The 15,347-nt window shown below is 37.9% G+C and carries 13 protein-coding genes; 10 read left to right on the forward strand and 3 right to left on the reverse strand.

All coding sequences use genetic code 11. The features are described from left to right. The first annotated feature begins 641 nt into the window (after positions 1-641). The 6 genes from ACQ96U_RS10100 to oppF all read left to right on the forward strand — a co-directional run bounded on the left by ACQ96U_RS10100 (position 642) and on the right by oppF (position 8,676). Complete coding sequence (locus ACQ96U_RS10100) at positions 642-1,976, forward strand: FAD-dependent oxidoreductase (RefSeq protein ID WP_431721122.1); 1,335 nt, start codon at positions 642-644, stop codon at positions 1,974-1,976. 966 nt (positions 1,977-2,942) lie between these two features. Then, positions 2,943-4,559 carry an ABC transporter substrate-binding protein gene (locus ACQ96U_RS10105; RefSeq protein WP_431721123.1) on the forward strand — a complete coding sequence of 539 codons (1,617 nt, stop codon included), beginning with the start codon at positions 2,943-2,945 and terminating at the stop codon, positions 4,557-4,559. A 217-nt stretch (positions 4,560-4,776) separates the two neighbouring features. Then, positions 4,777-5,700 carry an oligopeptide ABC transporter permease OppB gene (gene oppB, locus ACQ96U_RS10110; protein WP_431721124.1) on the forward strand — a complete coding sequence of 308 codons (924 nt, stop codon included), beginning with the start codon at positions 4,777-4,779 and terminating at the stop codon, positions 5,698-5,700. Positions 5,701-5,797: 97 nt separating this feature from the next. Continuing rightward, the gene (gene oppC / locus ACQ96U_RS10115) at positions 5,798-6,706 is read left to right on the forward strand and encodes an oligopeptide ABC transporter permease OppC (RefSeq protein ID WP_431721125.1); all 909 of its coding nucleotides are present in this window, start codon (positions 5,798-5,800) and stop codon (positions 6,704-6,706) included. A 12-nt stretch (positions 6,707-6,718) separates the two neighbouring features. Then, positions 6,719-7,687 carry an oligopeptide ABC transporter ATP-binding protein OppD gene (gene oppD / locus ACQ96U_RS10120; RefSeq protein ID WP_431721126.1) on the forward strand — a complete coding sequence of 323 codons (969 nt, stop codon included), beginning with the start codon at positions 6,719-6,721 and terminating at the stop codon, positions 7,685-7,687. After that, entirely contained in the window at positions 7,684-8,676 is a 993-nt protein-coding gene (oppF, locus tag ACQ96U_RS10125) for a murein tripeptide/oligopeptide ABC transporter ATP binding protein OppF (RefSeq protein WP_431721127.1), read from the forward strand. The genes oppD and oppF overlap by 4 nt, the downstream gene beginning before the upstream one ends. Positions 8,677-8,767: 91 nt before the next feature. Here oppF and ACQ96U_RS10130 read toward each other — a convergent pair whose 3' ends face one another. Beyond that, complete coding sequence (locus tag ACQ96U_RS10130) at positions 8,768-9,061, reverse strand: PA4642 family protein (protein ID WP_431721128.1); 294 nt, start codon at positions 9,059-9,061, stop codon at positions 8,768-8,770. A gap of 481 nt (positions 9,062-9,542) precedes the next feature. On the opposite strand from ACQ96U_RS10130, the gene ACQ96U_RS10135 reads away from it, so the two are divergent. Then, the gene (locus tag ACQ96U_RS10135) at positions 9,543-10,244 is read left to right on the forward strand and encodes a hypothetical protein (RefSeq protein WP_431721129.1); all 702 of its coding nucleotides are present in this window, start codon (positions 9,543-9,545) and stop codon (positions 10,242-10,244) included. Between the two features lie 34 nt (positions 10,245-10,278). Continuing rightward, a complete protein-coding gene (locus ACQ96U_RS10140) occupies positions 10,279-11,559 on the forward strand; it encodes a zinc-dependent metalloprotease family protein (RefSeq protein ID WP_431721130.1) in 1,281 nt (426 codons plus the stop codon). A gap of 54 nt (positions 11,560-11,613) precedes the next feature. Here the strand turns inward: ACQ96U_RS10140 and ACQ96U_RS10145 are convergent, their stop codons facing one another. Beyond that, positions 11,614-12,285, reverse strand: a complete 672-nt coding sequence (locus ACQ96U_RS10145; RefSeq protein WP_431721131.1) for a lysophospholipid acyltransferase family protein — start codon at positions 12,283-12,285, stop codon at positions 11,614-11,616. Beyond that, positions 12,263-13,210 carry a phosphatidate cytidylyltransferase gene (locus tag ACQ96U_RS10150; protein ID WP_431721132.1) on the reverse strand — a complete coding sequence of 316 codons (948 nt, stop codon included), beginning with the start codon at positions 13,208-13,210 and terminating at the stop codon, positions 12,263-12,265. The genes ACQ96U_RS10145 and ACQ96U_RS10150 overlap by 23 nt, the downstream gene beginning before the upstream one ends. A 596-nt stretch (positions 13,211-13,806) precedes the next feature. On the opposite strand from ACQ96U_RS10150, the gene ACQ96U_RS10155 reads away from it, so the two are divergent. Together ACQ96U_RS10155 and ACQ96U_RS10160 are read left to right on the forward strand one after the other, a co-directional pair. Further along, complete coding sequence (locus ACQ96U_RS10155) at positions 13,807-14,508, forward strand: hypothetical protein (protein ID WP_431721133.1); 702 nt, start codon at positions 13,807-13,809, stop codon at positions 14,506-14,508. Between the two features lie 100 nt (positions 14,509-14,608). Then, positions 14,609-15,340, forward strand: coding sequence for an FAD-binding oxidoreductase (locus ACQ96U_RS10160; RefSeq protein ID WP_431721134.1), 732 nt, complete (start codon positions 14,609-14,611; stop codon positions 15,338-15,340). Positions 15,341-15,347: the final 7 nt, after the last annotated feature.

The following is a 15,347-nucleotide window of genomic DNA, read 5'->3' on the forward strand; positions in this document are numbered from 1 at the left end:
TCTGTTGCTTTGTTTTGGATAAGTACTCCTAAGTGATAATTTGTTTGGTCATAATTTAAACATGTAATGCCTGAGATAAGCTATCACAGTTTGAGTGAGTCATACGCTCTTTTAACTGTGTTGCAGCTTACATTGATATAGATAATGTAAGTCATCAAGGTATCGAACTAAAAAGCAATTCAGAAAACCTGCATGCTATATAAGATTTATCTTAATCAAAAGAAAAGCCATCAAATAATGACAATTGTTAGTCATTTTGCGGAGCGTATTATACCAGTTTACTATGTGGCATCTTGCTAAATAATTTTGTTCTACGTCTCATTTTGATTAAGAGCAAGTTCTAATATGCGGTGTAATTTATGAGCCGTGTTATACCAAAAGTCTCTTATTTATCAGAAGTTAAAACAGTTTCTAAGTTTAGGCTTTATACGAAAGAAGTCGTCGTATCATGCAGCCGATACTTTGAGTCTATAGATAAGAATAAGTTAGATTTATATTCACCATTTTTAATATCAATGGGAATACGCAGTCAAATAGGTTTGAATTCGGTATAATGAGATTGCTGTACTTATCCAGTCACAGCAATCTCAACGCGTGAAGCTATAAACATACTAAAAGCACCTTAGAGAGCCGAAGCAGTTATGACTGTACATACCCATGATGTATTGATCGTCGGCGGTGGCGTATCCGGTACCGCACTCCTCTACCAACTCGCAGCATTTACCAACATCAAGTCTATATGTTTAGTTGAAAAGTACTATGACTTGGCTCAGGTGAGCTCCAAGGGTAGTAATAACAGTCAGACAATTCATTGCGGCGATATTGAAACCAATTACTCCTTGGAAAAGGCCCTTGTTGTTAAGCGTGCTGCCGATATGCTTAAAACATACGCTTTGCAACTGCCAAAAGATGAATGTGAACAAATTATGTTCAAATACCCCAAAATGGTTCTGGGGGTTGGGGCAAAGGAGAGCCAGTTTCTTCGGGAACGCTTTGAGGTATTTAAGCACCATTTTCCTAATATGGAGCTGTTTGATAAGCGTGATATCGCCAAAGTCGAACCCAATGTTGTTAACATTAAAGGTCATGAACGGCCAGAAGAGTTGGCAGCACTAGGTGCTGTTGATGAGTACACCGCAGTAGATTTTGCTGCACTCGCTCGTTCTTTTGTGGCACAGGCAAAACAAGTTCAAGACAAGTCCATTGATATTTGTTTAGGAACAAAAGTCGAGGACATTCGTCAAGATGGGGAACGATTTAGAGTAGTGACTGATAAAGGTGACTATTTTGCTAAATTTGTCGTTGTATCCGCTTGTGGGCATAGCTTGCTCTATGCACAGAAAATGGGATATGGCTTAAATTTTTCTTGTATGCCTATGGCGGGAAGCTTTTACTTCACACCTAAAGTATTAAATGGAAAAGTTTATACTGTTCAAAATGATAAACTTCCTTTTGCAGCTATTCATGGTGACCCCGATGTATTGGTAGATGGTAAAACCCGGTTTGGACCTACAGCGTTATTATTGCCAATGCTGGAACGTTATAACTCTGGGACTATTTTAGACTTTTTAAAAGTGCTTCGATTAGACAGTGCTGTTATTAAAGTATTTTGGGATTTATTAAAGGTACCTGATATTCGTAATTACATTTTTAAGAATATGTTATTTGAAGTACCTTATGTTCGACGTCGTTTATTTTTAAAAGACGCCCAAAAAATTATTCCCTCATTAACCTTGGCCGATATTTCTTTTGCGAAAGGATTTGGTGGTGTAAGGCCGCAATTAATTGATAAAGAGAAAAAACAGCTATTAATGGGTGAGGCCAAAATTAAAGAAAAAGGTATTATCTTTAATATGACGCCTTCTCCAGGGGGAACCAGTTGTTTAGAGAATGCTGAAAAGGACCTACGGTCAATTGTTGACTATTTAGGCTGTGAGTTTGATGAGATTAAATTTAAAGAGACACTGTTGACGTGATGCATTTTTAATCAGGCCCTTAAAGGGCCTTTTTGTGCACTAATTTAGACCATACTGCGCTTTTATTGTGCATATTTAATAATCAGCTTATTCGTTTTCTTCGTGCATTAGTGAGTTATTTTTCTTGCTCACAGGTGACTTGGTAGTATTGAATTACCTCAAATACACTATTGTTGCTGGTAGTACACATATCCTGCTAATAAAATAAACTATTAATGAATAGATTAAGTAAACTTGGCACTTTTTATGCTAAATATAAAAAGTGTTAACTCCTTCCAAATTGTAATTTTTCAGCAGTGACTTGTTCACTGCTTTTTTATTTGTAAACACTAAATTAGATTTTATTAAAATTGAATTATCAGTACGTAGATAGAGTAAAATTAATATTTCTAATAGAAATACCCTCATGTTTTATCGCAGTACTTTTTACTCATTCTATAGAAAAAACAGCCTTTAATGGGTAGAACGTGCTATTTCTATAGATGTCTGCACTCAAGGGTATATATTAGAGATACCTTTATTTTTGTGTTTTATATACATCACTTGTCTTTAGTAAACTTAGTTTGCTGACTGTATAATAATTATCTAGAATGTAACAGATTGTTTATTTTGGATGTGTTTTATTTTATAAAAAGAGATTAATAGGTTGTGTACCGATGAGCATTCAGGGGAAGGGGACTTACCCTGAAGCTTGTACCCTTTGCTAGTCATTTTTAGAGGGTGTGTTTAGATCTTGTTGCCAGTGTGCTGTTCTTCAGCCACTCAGGGAGTAGTCAGTGGAATTGCTACATTACTTATTTGGCACAGTCAGCACTTTTTAATTTAGTTGAAAGCTGCTGTCACTTATTGTGCAGAAGCTTGGCCCGCTAATAATGACTCTCTATGGGTATTGCGTAGTAAACGCCAAAATAATGAAAACATAATGAAAAGTTGATTGCGTTTGTTTTGCCAATAGGAGTCTTGACTATGATACTAAAAAAGATCTCACATGCTGTGTGTCTGTCCTTGCTATGTGTAGGCCTTGCCTCACATGCTGCCGTTGTGCCAGAAGGAGTAAAGCTGGATAAAGAACAACGCCTAATTCGGGGCAACGGTTCAGAGCCTGCCTCTATAGATCCGCAAAAGATTGAAGGAACACCTGGTTCAGCCATTGCGCGTGATTTATTTGAGGGGCTTGTTTCTAATGCTCAGGATGGCAGTGTAATACCTGGTGTTGCTGAACGCTGGGATGTGAGCAAAGATAAGATGGTTTATACCTTCCACCTACGTAAAGATGCTCACTGGTCAAATGGAGATCCAGTAACGGCTGAAGATTTTGTATATGCCTTTCAACGTGGTGTCGATCCAAAATTAGCCTCTAATTATGCGTGGTACTTTGAGCTTGCAGCAATTAAAAATGCAGGCGCTATTATTAATGGTAAAGAAGATAGTTCTAAATTAGGTGTTAAAGCAGTTGATGACCATACCTTCCAAGTTACACTAGAAAAACCTTTACCTTATTTCGTTAAGATGATGGTGCATACAACCACATACCCAGTGCCTAAAAACGTGATTGAAAAGCTTGGTGACCAGTGGACACGTCCTGGCAAAATGGTGTCCAACGGTGCGTTTAAATTAAAGAGCTGGGTTGTTAATGAAAAAATTGTTTTGGAGCGTAACGCTGAATACTGGGACAACAAGCATACCGTCTTAAATGAAGTTGTCTTTTTACCCATTCAAGAGCGGAATGCAGAGCTAGATCGTTATCGTGCTAATGAAGTGTATCTAACCTATGAACGGTTACCGATAGAGCAGTTCAAGCGTATTAAAAAAGAAATGGCTGACGAATTGCATATCACTGGTCAGGCATCTACTTACTACTACAGCTTTTACACGCGTAAGAAGCCATTTGACAATGTTAAAGTAAGAAAAGCTTTATCACTAGCCATTGATAGAGAAGTAATTACGGACAAAATCTTAGGTATGGGGCAGTTACCAACCTTTAACTTAACACCTGCTAATATTGATGGGTTTAAGGCGCCTGAGAGTAAAATTGCTAAGTTATCTCAAAAAGAACGCAATGAAATAGCAAAAAAACTAATAGCTGAGGCAGGATATTCTAAAGATAAGCCATTATCATTTACTTTGTTATACAATACAGATGACAACCATAAAAAGATTGCAGTCGCAATTGCTTCCATGTGGAAAAAAACGTTAGGCGCTAAAGTTTCACTCGAAAATCAAGAATGGAAAACATACCTTGATAATAAGCGTTTAGGTAATTTTGAAGTAGCAAGAGCTGGTTGGAATGGTGACTACAATGAAGCATCAACAATGCTTGATTTGATGACATCAAAGAACAGCTTAAATGATCCAAAGTATAACAATCCTGAATATGACCAGTTGCTTGTTAATGCTGTTAAAGCTGAAAATCCTGGTGAGTTTTACATGAAAGCAGAGCAACTGCTTGCCCGTGATGTGCCCATTGCACCCATCTATCATGATGTGACAGCCCGTCTTGTTAAGCCGTTTGTTGGTGGTTACCACAATCAGGACCCACTGAATAATATTTACTCTAAAGATTATTACATCATCAAACATTAACAATACAACGCATATCTATAGCGAGTATCCACAAGGAGAGTAACCAGTGATATTAGCTCGATAATTAATAGTACAGACTATTTATTATTGAGCTAATTTATTGGTTATAGGTCTTAAAAATTCGTTATAGCTATCAGCGCTGGCTCAGATTTTTATTTAATAAACAAATAAATTCTAAATAAAAACTGGCTGGCAATTGCTACGGCGGGATCAGTTTATGTTAAAGCTAATTATGCGCAGATTTGTTATTGCTGTGCCCACCTTATTAATTTTGATTGCCATTTCTTTTTTTCTGATGCATGCCGCACCAGGAAGTCCATTTACCTCAGAACGAGCGCTTCCAGCTGAAGTGCTTGCCAATATCGAAGCAAAATATCATTTAAACGAACCTGTTTGGAAACAGTTTTTAATTTATCTTGGTAATTTACTACAAGGAGATCTAGGTCCTTCTTTTAAATATAAAGACTATACTGTTAATGAATTATTAGCTCAGGCATTTCCAGTATCCGCCAAATTAGGCATTGCATCTTTTATTGTTGCTGTGTTGTTTGGCGTGACATTTGGTGTGGTGGCTGCGATAAGACAAAATACGTGGGTTGACTATACCAGTATGACTGTTGCGATGACGGGGGTCGTTATTCCTAACTTTGTATTGGCACCACTTATGGTCTTGATATTTGCCATTATGTATCAATGGTTGCCTGCGGGTGGTTGGAATGATGGACAGTTTAAATACATGATCTTACCTGTTATTGCAATGGCAACGCACTATATTGCGGCTATAGCACGTATAACCAGGGGGAGCATGATTGAAGTACTCAATAGTAATTATATCCGTACAGCTCGCGCGAAAGGTTTGCCGGGTGGGTATATTATTTTCCGCCATGCATTACGTCCAACGTTGTTACCTGTCGTTTCTTATTTAGGTCCTGCATTTGTCGGTATTATTACTGGATCAGTTGTCATTGAAACCATTTTTAATATTGGTGGCGTTGGTCAGCTGTTTGTGAATGGTGCGCTGAACCGTGATTACTCAATGGTAATGGGATTAACCATTTTAATCGGTGTTTTAACAATTAGTTTTAATGCAATTGTCGATATTTTGTATGGGCTTATTGACCCTAAAATTCGTTATGCATAGAACAACGTGTCTTCACTGATACAGCTTCAAAATAAAATAATGTATCTGTCATCAGTGAAAGGCAAAAAATAATGCCGGTGAGAGAAGAGATAAACACATGTTGACGCTAACCAAAAAAATCAATGCGTTGGATACTCTGGTAGAAGCTTCTGAGGTTAAAGGGCGAAGTTTATGGCAAGACGCCTGGATACGTTTTATTAAAAATAAAGCCGCCATTTCAAGTTTAATTTTACTGTTATTAATTACGATCATGACATTTGTTGGTCCTAGTATCAGTGAGTATGTCTATGATGATACTGACTGGGGAGCTATGGATGTTGCGCCATCAATGGATAATGGGCATTACTTTGGCACTGATAGTTTAGGTAGAGATATATTTGTACGCACGATGATGGGGGGACAAATATCGATGCTAGTTGGTGTCTCTGGGGCATTAGTGGCTGTTATATTTGGTACACTTTATGGTGCTATTTCAGGTTTTTTGGGAGGAAAAGTCGATAACTTAATGATGCGTACACTTGAAGTACTCAATTCATTTCCTTTTATGTTTTTCGTCATTTTATTAGTCACATTTTTTGGGCGAGATATTTTACTTATTTTTGTGGCAATAGGCATGGTGTCATGGTTGGATATGGCCAGGATAGTACGTGGACAAACATTAAGTATGAAAAATAAAGAATTTATTGAAGCTGCTCATGCTTGTGGCGTACGGACCAATAAAATAATTACACGGCATATTGTTCCTAATGTGTTAGGTGTAGTGGTTGTTTATGCTACTTTGTTAGTACCTAGTATGATTTTATTTGAGTCTTTCTTGAGCTTTTTAGGGTTAGGTATACAAGAGCCGCAAACGAGTTGGGGCGCTTTGATTTCTGAAGGACGTAAAACCATGGATTTATACCCATGGCAGTTATTGTTTCCTGCTGGATTTCTAGTAGTGACACTATTTTGTTTTAACTTTATTGGTGATGGTTTGCGTGATGCATTAGACCCCAAAGACCGCTAGGGAGAAGATAGTATGTCATTACTGGCAGTAAATAATCTTAAAGTTCAGTTTTCTACGCATGATGGTGTAGTGACCGCAGTAGATGATTTAACGTTCTCCTTATCTGAAGGAGAAACACTTGGTATTGTGGGTGAGTCAGGTTCAGGAAAAAGCCAAATGGCGTTTTCTTTGATGGGATTGCTCGCAAAAAATGGTCAAGTATCAGGATCTGCTGAGTTTGAAGGTAAAAATATTTTAAATTTGCCACCTTCAGCCTTAAATAAAATTCGTGCTGAAAAAATCGCTATGATTTTTCAGGATCCGATGACTTGCCTTAATCCTTATATGAAAATTGGCAAGCAGTTAATGGAGGTATTAATCCTTCATAAAAATATGTCAAAGCAGGAAGCTAAAGCCGAATCGATTCGATTATTGGATGCGGTAAAAATTCCTGAAGCTAAAAAACGTTTCGATATGTATCCCCATGAATTTTCTGGAGGAATGCGGCAACGTGTCATGATAGCGATGGCTTTATTGTGCAGCCCTAAACTGCTTATTGCTGATGAACCGACAACCGCATTAGATGTGACTGTTCAAGCACAAATCATTACCTTATTACAGGAATTAAAAAAGGAGTTTAATACCGCAATTATTATGATTACTCATGACTTAGGTGTTGTAGCAGGGCTATGTGATAAAGTCATGGTAATGTATGCAGGTCGTACTATGGAGTATGGTTCTGTTCAAGATGTTTTCTACAGACCAACGCATCCTTATACCAAAGGTCTACTTGCCTCTATACCTGATTTAGAGTGTGATCAGGCAGAGCTACTGACCATTCCAGGTAATCCACCCAATTTATTGAGTTTACCTAAAGGTTGTCCATTCCAGGAACGTTGCCAATATGCTGTAGACCTTTGTCGTACAGAGAAACCAGCCTTAACATCCTTTAATAATTATCAACAGCGTGCTTGCCATCTGAAAGAGGAGGCGGTTGCATGATTGCACAACAGAATGTCATAGCCCAAATCCGAGATTTAAAGGTGCACTTTCAGGTTGATAAAGGGCGCCGCTGGCCCTGGGACCCTAAGCCTGTTTTAAAAGCGGTTGATGGTGTGAGTTTTGATATCTATGAAGGCGAAACACTCGGTGTTGTCGGCGAGTCCGGATGCGGCAAATCGACTTTGGCGAGGGCTTTAATTGGGTTGATTCCTGCTCAGGATGGCCAGGTACTTTGGCTGGGGCAGGACTTAACTCAGCTTGATGAGAAAAAACTTCGTGTTAAACGTCAGGACTTACAATTTATATTTCAGGATCCGTTAGCTTCCTTAAACCCAAGAATGACCATTGGTGAAATCATTGCTGAACCATTGATTAGCTTTTATCCGCACCTGGCTCGTAGAAAGGTTGAGGAGCGGGTAAAAGTAATGATGAAGCGTGTTGGTCTCCTGCAAAATGTAATTAACCGTTATCCACATGAATTTTCAGGAGGACAATGTCAGCGTGTCGGTATTGCTCGGGCACTGATTTTAGAACCTAAACTCGTTGTGTGTGACGAGCCTGTGAGCGCTCTGGATGTGTCTATACAAGCCCAGGTGGTCAACTTACTGAAAGAACTACAACGAGAGATGGGATTATCATTGGTGTTTATTGCTCATGATCTGAGCGTAGTAAAGCACATCAGTGATCGTGTTATGGTGATGTACTTGGGTAATCTGGTTGAGTTAGCCGATAGGCACGAGTTGTATGATAATCCGTTGCATCCCTACACAAAGGCACTTCTTTCTGCTGTTCCGGTACCTGATCCAGAAAAAGAACGTAAGAAGCAAATGCAATTATTGGAGGGGGATTTGCCATCACCCATCAACCCACCTGTTGGCTGTGTTTTTTGTACTCGTTGTCCGATCAGTGAGGAACGTTGTTTTCGTGAGCGTCCAACGTTGATAGCGCGCGATGGGCATCGAGTTGCATGTCATAAAGTGGATGAGTAACTGAAAGTGTCTGCTCGGCTTTATCATATTGACGGCAAGTGAAAACTTGCCGTTTCTTTGTGCCTGGAAGTAAGTATTTGGATGCTGGTTATTATTGGGTGGCTCCCAACTTTTCCATGGCTGTCACATAGGGGGATGCTTCAGCGTGTTGGTACAAAAGTGTTAGAAAAGCCTTCCCTGACTGGTTTGTTACATTGATGTCAAAGCCTGCTTCTACATAAAAGCTTAAGAAGCGAGCAAAGTCATCCTCCCGTAAGCTTTGATAGGCTCTCTGTAAAATATAATAACCTACCGGAGTATCATCTGCTGGACGTACTTCAAGAAGCGATTTAATGCGATCATCGCTTAGTGTTTCTCCGATTACTTTTTGTTTGTCTTTTTTCATGCTATTCACAGTGTTTGCAGTATGTAGACGTTGTTTTTACTCAATAACTTACTCAGTATTATTCTTCTATCTGCTTGAATGTAAAAGACTTTGTTATAATTTTTAATGATAAGGTTATAAATTATATTCAGTGTGTATGATTGAATTACTAAAGCTCGCATTTTGGACCTTGAAAATAGTAAAAATTTCTACCTCAGTCATCTATTAATATAATCGTCCCACTATAAATAAACGTTGTTACTACAAGCCTTGTATTAGCTGAAGGCCCTACTAAAAAACTTTGTTATGAGTATGCATCCTGCCATTTGATCAATATTAACCTTTATTGATTATATTTATTTAAAATAAAAACTATTTTTTTATTTCAATTTTTTTTAAAAGCGTGTTTTGTTTTGAGAGAGGTTTCAAAACAAAATTATGACGTAATAGGTATAAATTGCGTGTATTAATTATCCTTAAAATGTAATAAAGAGTAACAAGGATGCGTCATAAAAAAATAGCTCTAGCCGTTGCTGGCTTTATCTTTGGTTCAGCCATCGTAGTTTTAATTAAACTAACAGAGTCAAACACTACTCCCATTAAAATAAGTGAAAATAGTGTAGAAGCGCCTGAAGTAAAGCAGGATCTTCATCTTCCATCCTTACAAGAAAGAGTGGTTCATCAAACGAAAGAACAAAAGGCAAAGCAAGTAAATAATATTGGAGCTAATACATTATGGAGCGTAGATGAGTGGCAGCCGACTTATGATGCGGAAGGCTTAACTTATTATGAAACAAAAACTGATTCAGCAGTATTTTCTTCTTTAGCTCCAGGTCAAACACTTACATTTCAAATACCACAAGAGCAGATTCCATTTTCAGTAACTTTTTCTAAACAGAAAAAAGGATTTGGGGATATAGATATTGTAAGTGGAGATATTCCAAATACAACTCAAGGTGCTTCTGTCGTTAAAGGTAAGCTTGATACTCATCTTACGATTATTACAGCAAACTCAACTTATACCGTTATTGTTGATAATAAAACAGGAAAAACAAAAATAATTGATGAAAAAGAGCGCGCTAAACAACAATTCATTGATGAAAATGATGGCTTGATTCAACCCAAAGTTGAAGAGCCATTACCCCCAGGTATAGATAAAAGTCAGATAACAAAAAATAATGTTCACGGTCATGAACATTCTTAAATAAACAAAAGCCGATACTAAATAGAGGAAAACTATGAGATTAATAAATAATAAAATTATTGGGTTAAGTACAGCAATAGGACTATCGTGTTTGACTATGCTTTCAGCCGCAGAAGCAAAAACACTCGATATGCTTTTGTTGTATACACCTGAAGCGACAACAACGTGGGAAGGGCGAGATATAAATGCTCGAATTAATAGTTTTGTTGAGTACTTTAACCGAACGTTAAAAAATAGTGATGCAGGATTTGATGCCAGAATTGTCCATATTCAGAAAGTAGATTGGGCCGGCGATCTTAATAGGGCAACGAACCAAAAATTAAATCAAGTAAGTTATGACCAGCGGATTAATCAGCTACGCGATAAATATGGTGCTGATATAGTTTCTGTTGTTTATAAAAACCCTCCTGGAGAGTCATGTGGTATTGGTTGGATTTCCAGTGGCGCTAATGATGGTTCTTTTTACCGTAATTCAGCAAGAGGGGATCATGGTTATAATCTGTCAGCAGTAAATTGCTATATTTATATTGTAGCGCATGAAACAGGTCATAATATGGGGCTTCGTCACTCGTTACCTCAGGATAATGAAAGTGGTTATAATCCTTATTACCATAGTTTAGGTGCATTCACGTTCAGTAGAGGTTGGGGTGAAAATAATACATTTCACACACCTATGGCTTATCCTTCAGCTTATGGCACCTGGAATGTTCAACCTATATTCTCTAACCCCAGAAAAAATATTTGTGAAGGTCGAGCTTGTGGCAGTGACAATGTTGCAGATGCAAGTAGAGCGTTATCTGAAATGGGTAATCAGCTTGTTTCTTTCCGCCCCACTAAAGTGTCGAATACAACAACGGTAACTACACCAGTTTATACACAACAGAAGAGTGACTTCACCTATGACTTTGCAAGATCAATGTCAGGGTGGAATAGGTTTTATAGTTCATTAAACTATGCCTATGATCATCGGAACAGAAGTAACCAGATACTGGAAGTTAAAAACAGCGGTTACTACTGGACGGGAACTATTGGCAATGTGAAAGAGCATATTAAAGCAGGGGAAAATTTCCAAGTTAGCTTTGACACTTGGATAAGTACTTCAACGCCATTATATGCATATCTTTATGTTGTCAATACAAGTGGTCAGTATCAGTGGATTCCTGTAAGTACACAAAGTGTTTCTGGTTGGCGTTGGACAACATTACAGGGTGTAGTTAATGTCCCTAATCAAAGTATTAAATATGCTGAACTTTATATGTATACTCCTGGATATAAAGGATTCTTTGTAGATAATGTGAGAATAAAGCAATTATAGTTTGATATTACTGATTTTAGTATAAGCCACACAATGTGTGGCTTTTTTTATGTTTTAAATAATATAACGATCAGTTTTTATTTTGCTTGATAGTTGATCGAAGCTTGCTTGCAGGTTGACTATGTAATCGGAGGCGTTAGATGCTGCTGGAATTGATTGTCCAATGACAATATCTGAGAAAAAAGGAACAATAATTTTTTCTCCTTTGGGTAATGATTTACCGAGTCCGTAGATAAAGACAGGGGTAACCGTACACTCTGTATGTGCTTGGCTCAAATAATAAATCCCTTTTTTTAATGGTTGACGTTGTTCTGGTTCTCCACGGGTTCCTTCAGGAAATAAAATGAGTATTTGACCATTAATTAATGCTTGATGGCAGGGGTGTAAGAGATCTTCTTTATTCTGTGTGTTATTACGAGAAAGGGGGACAATATCGAGTACATGCGTTGAAAACCATGAAAGGAAACGATTTCTTAAAAAGTAGTCTGCTGCTGCGACAGGTCTTACCATTGATAATTTTTTAAGAGGATATAAGCTCATCAAGACAATGGCATCAAGATGACTGTTATGATTGGCAACGACAATAGCAGGCCCGTTGCAAGGTAAATGCTCACGGTTATAAATACGTAGGCCAATCAGAATTTTAATAAGCGGCTTTATAAACGCAGCAAAAAAGAGTAGCTTGAGCCACTTAGTTTTTGTTTTAGTAGTGTAAGTAGTAGACATAATGAAAAAATAATGGTGTGGTATAAATTAAACTATCAACACGATCAAGAAGGCCGCCATGTCCAGGAATTAGATTGCCACTATCTTTAATATTCAGATCGCGTTTAACGGCAGAAATGGAAACATCGCCGATAAAGCCAAAAGTCGCAATCATTAGTCCTGCTCCAATGCTTTCCCATACCGTAAGCGGTGTTAGGTAAGGGGCTAATAGATAGGCTAATAATGTGGTAATGATTAAACCACCAATAAATCCTTCAGTTGTTTTTTTAGGACTTACTGTTGATAAAACGGGATGTTTGCCTAGTAATTTCCCCCAAGTAAACTGCATAACGTCGTTAAACTGAGCAAGTAGGACTAAAAATAAAATAAAACCATAATTACTTGCATGTTCGTTAACACTCTCTGGAAGCTTCAAAAAGTACGCCATATGACTTAAACAAAAAACAGTAAATAAAAGTAGCCAGTTTATTGTACTAGCCGCAGCCATAAATCCTTTGGTATTACCGATTAATACCATACGCATGGGTAAAAAAAGTGCCATATAGAGAGGGATGAAAATAACAAACATGCCATACCAACCTATGTAAATCCAGTAAAATTGGAGGGGAATTGCAATATAGGCCCAAAAGATGGGGCGGTGGTCAGTACGACGGGTAGGAATCAGTGATACAAATTCTTTGAAAGCAAAAAAACTAAGAAAGCCAATCGCTGTTATAGTAAAGCCTTCAGGCACTAAAAAGGTACAAAAAATAATAGTCACCATCACCCACCAAGCATTAATACGTTTGGTTAATTCTTGGTAATCATGAGCCGCTACACGTTGCTTTAAATGATAAATAAGCAATGAGCCAAGACTTAGAAGGCTGTATATTCCCCCAAAAATGATAAAGATGATAGAGGGTATGCCTAGTAACGGGTTATTCATAAAGTTCCTTTAAAGAATAAGTTTTGACAGATGTACCGTTTATCTTTATGTATACCCATAACGAAGGATTTTTAGGGGCGGCTGTCAAGTGATGAAGCCCCAGGAGCTTATATTAATAAGTGACTGGGGTGAAGAGCGCTGACAACAAACCCTAAAAATGATTCGTGAAGGGTATGACAAGTTTAATGATTGCCTCTTGTATGGGTTACACTAATGAAAAAAGTATACAGTGTTGTGAGTATACTACGAATTGAGTTCAAGAGAGTAATGTGAAGAGGAAGACAGATGTTTTGCACATTCGTGTAAGAATAGGTTTGATTTTTCAAAATTATTGCAGAATGTAAACTATGCTGTGAGGCTTCTCCCATTATGAAAATAGCACTAGTGTAATATTTGTGGTCATAAAGTTAAGACAAATTCATTGATGAGAGTTATACCTATCATACATAGGTTATAAAACATAGCTGTCCTTGCTGTTATGTATAGCTCTCGCTTTATGATGAGCACTTCTACTTCATAAATTTGACTTTATCGTAAAAGTATATGCTGTGGAGAGTGCACCCTAATTTGAATAGGGATAGCAGGAGTATTATGGGATGAGTAATCAAGTTGATGTGTTTGGTAATAGTCAAACTTTCCACGGCAAAGCGGTGATTCATACGGCAAAAATCAAGCAAGATGAAGTCGTTAGCTCTAAAAAAGTGTTTGGTGTTTTGTCTATCTATTCTGCATTGACGATGCGTCATCTGGACAATCATGAAGCCTTTGTGAATGGTGCCAGAGTGCTGGACATTAAAGCTGTTGCTAAAATGATTAAAAGAATGACATATCGTGTGCAATTAGGTGATCAACAAGCCGACAAAAAAATTAAACAATGGGATAAATTGATACTAGAGCAACATCTGCAGATGGAACAAGTTATAACCCGAATAAAAATCGACTTGTCAGGGCACTTACCCCAGTGTGCAACTGCAGTTAATAACAAAGTTCAATACAAAGTGCTCTGGAATGACCCGCTTGTTTGGAACCTGTTAAGGATGATTATGCTGTTAGATCATGGTTGCATGTTAGTGGATGAGGCAGCCAGAAGACAGTTAGTAGACTTTCGACTACAGAAGAAGTGGTATTCAGAGTTAGGTAAACCTTTGAGAAAAGCAATGCGTACGGTTGCTGAATCAGCTATGCAAAAGCAAGGTAAATCATTGGGGGTTGTTGTGGGTGTTGAAGATAAGTCTTTAATGGATGCTCCGCTACAAACTCACATGGTTAGAAAAGCTTCTGTTGCTCAGTATACTTAATGTGATTATTTGTTGATCGTGCTTGAAGGGGTTTAGGTAAATGTAAAATGAGCTAGTCTAATAAGTTAAAACGACAGCGTAGTTTACATTGAAAAAGCCAATGGATATCACGAGCCAAAAAATCACATTGTTAAGTAAAGTGCTATTAACACCACGAGTGTTATGGTTGCGTTTTCAACTATCTGAACCTTTCTGTTTCCAGGCGGGACAGTTTATCAAGCTGGAGTGGGATGTTAACAAGCAACGAGTAGCCAGAAGCTATAGTTTAGCTTCACCTCCGTATCAGGAAATGACGTCATTGAGTCTTGTGGCAACCTTATTGACTCATGGTGTTGCTTCTACCCAGTTTCAGCATGCTCAGCCAGGTTGGCAAATTTTGTTAAAGGGACCGTATGGGCGTTTATTATTACCTGAAGCTGCGGAGTGTCCACCTCAACTCATTTTGGTTGCAACAGGTACTGGCATAGCGCCATTTTATGCAATGTTACCTGAACTGGAAGAGTACCTGAAAAATGGTTGCCAAGTAGAGTTATTCTTTGGGGTCAGAAATACCGAAGATTTATTTTTTTATTATCCGTTTCGAGTGCTTGCAGAACGATATATAAATTTTCACTTTTCTGTCTGCTTCAGTCGACTGCAGACAACAAAATTGCCACATGGGCATTTGGGGCATGTACAAAACAGCTTAATTGCACTTGATACTCACCCTAATGCTTTAGTTATGCTTTGCGGCCATCCTGATATGGTCGATCGTTGTTTTTCGCTGTTTACAAAAGAAAAAGGTTTAAAAGCTTCTCAAATAAAACGTGAAAAATACATTCTTAATCATTAAGTTGTAT

This window comes from Zooshikella sp. RANM57 (assembly GCF_050749885.1).
Classification (GTDB): Bacteria; Pseudomonadota; Gammaproteobacteria; order Pseudomonadales; family Zooshikellaceae; genus Zooshikella.

Bases quoted from the DNA above. Each gene is read 5' to 3' on its own strand.
- ACQ96U_RS10140 (WP_431721130.1), top strand. From the start codon at position 10,279: ATGAGATTAATAAATAATAAAATTATTGGGTTAAGTACAGCAATAGGA.
- ACQ96U_RS10100 (WP_431721122.1), top strand. From the start codon at position 642: ATGACTGTACATACCCATGATGTATTGATCGTCGGCGGTGGCGTATCC.
- ACQ96U_RS10145 (WP_431721131.1), bottom strand. From the start codon at position 12,285: ATGTCTACTACTTACACTACTAAAACAAAAACTAAGTGGCTCAAGCTA.
- ACQ96U_RS10105 (WP_431721123.1), top strand. From the start codon at position 2,943: ATGATACTAAAAAAGATCTCACATGCTGTGTGTCTGTCCTTGCTATGT.
- ACQ96U_RS10150 (WP_431721132.1), bottom strand. From the start codon at position 13,210: ATGAATAACCCGTTACTAGGCATACCCTCTATCATCTTTATCATTTTT.
- oppD (WP_431721126.1), top strand. From the start codon at position 6,719: ATGTCATTACTGGCAGTAAATAATCTTAAAGTTCAGTTTTCTACGCAT.
- oppB (WP_431721124.1), top strand. From the start codon at position 4,777: ATGTTAAAGCTAATTATGCGCAGATTTGTTATTGCTGTGCCCACCTTA.
- ACQ96U_RS10135 (WP_431721129.1), top strand. From the start codon at position 9,543: ATGCGTCATAAAAAAATAGCTCTAGCCGTTGCTGGCTTTATCTTTGGT.
- ACQ96U_RS10130 (WP_431721128.1), bottom strand. From the start codon at position 9,061: ATGAAAAAAGACAAACAAAAAGTAATCGGAGAAACACTAAGCGATGAT.
- oppF (WP_431721127.1), top strand. From the start codon at position 7,684: ATGATTGCACAACAGAATGTCATAGCCCAAATCCGAGATTTAAAGGTG.
- ACQ96U_RS10160 (WP_431721134.1), top strand. From the start codon at position 14,609: ATGGATATCACGAGCCAAAAAATCACATTGTTAAGTAAAGTGCTATTA.
- ACQ96U_RS10155 (WP_431721133.1), top strand. From the start codon at position 13,807: ATGAGTAATCAAGTTGATGTGTTTGGTAATAGTCAAACTTTCCACGGC.
- oppC (WP_431721125.1), top strand. From the start codon at position 5,798: ATGTTGACGCTAACCAAAAAAATCAATGCGTTGGATACTCTGGTAGAA.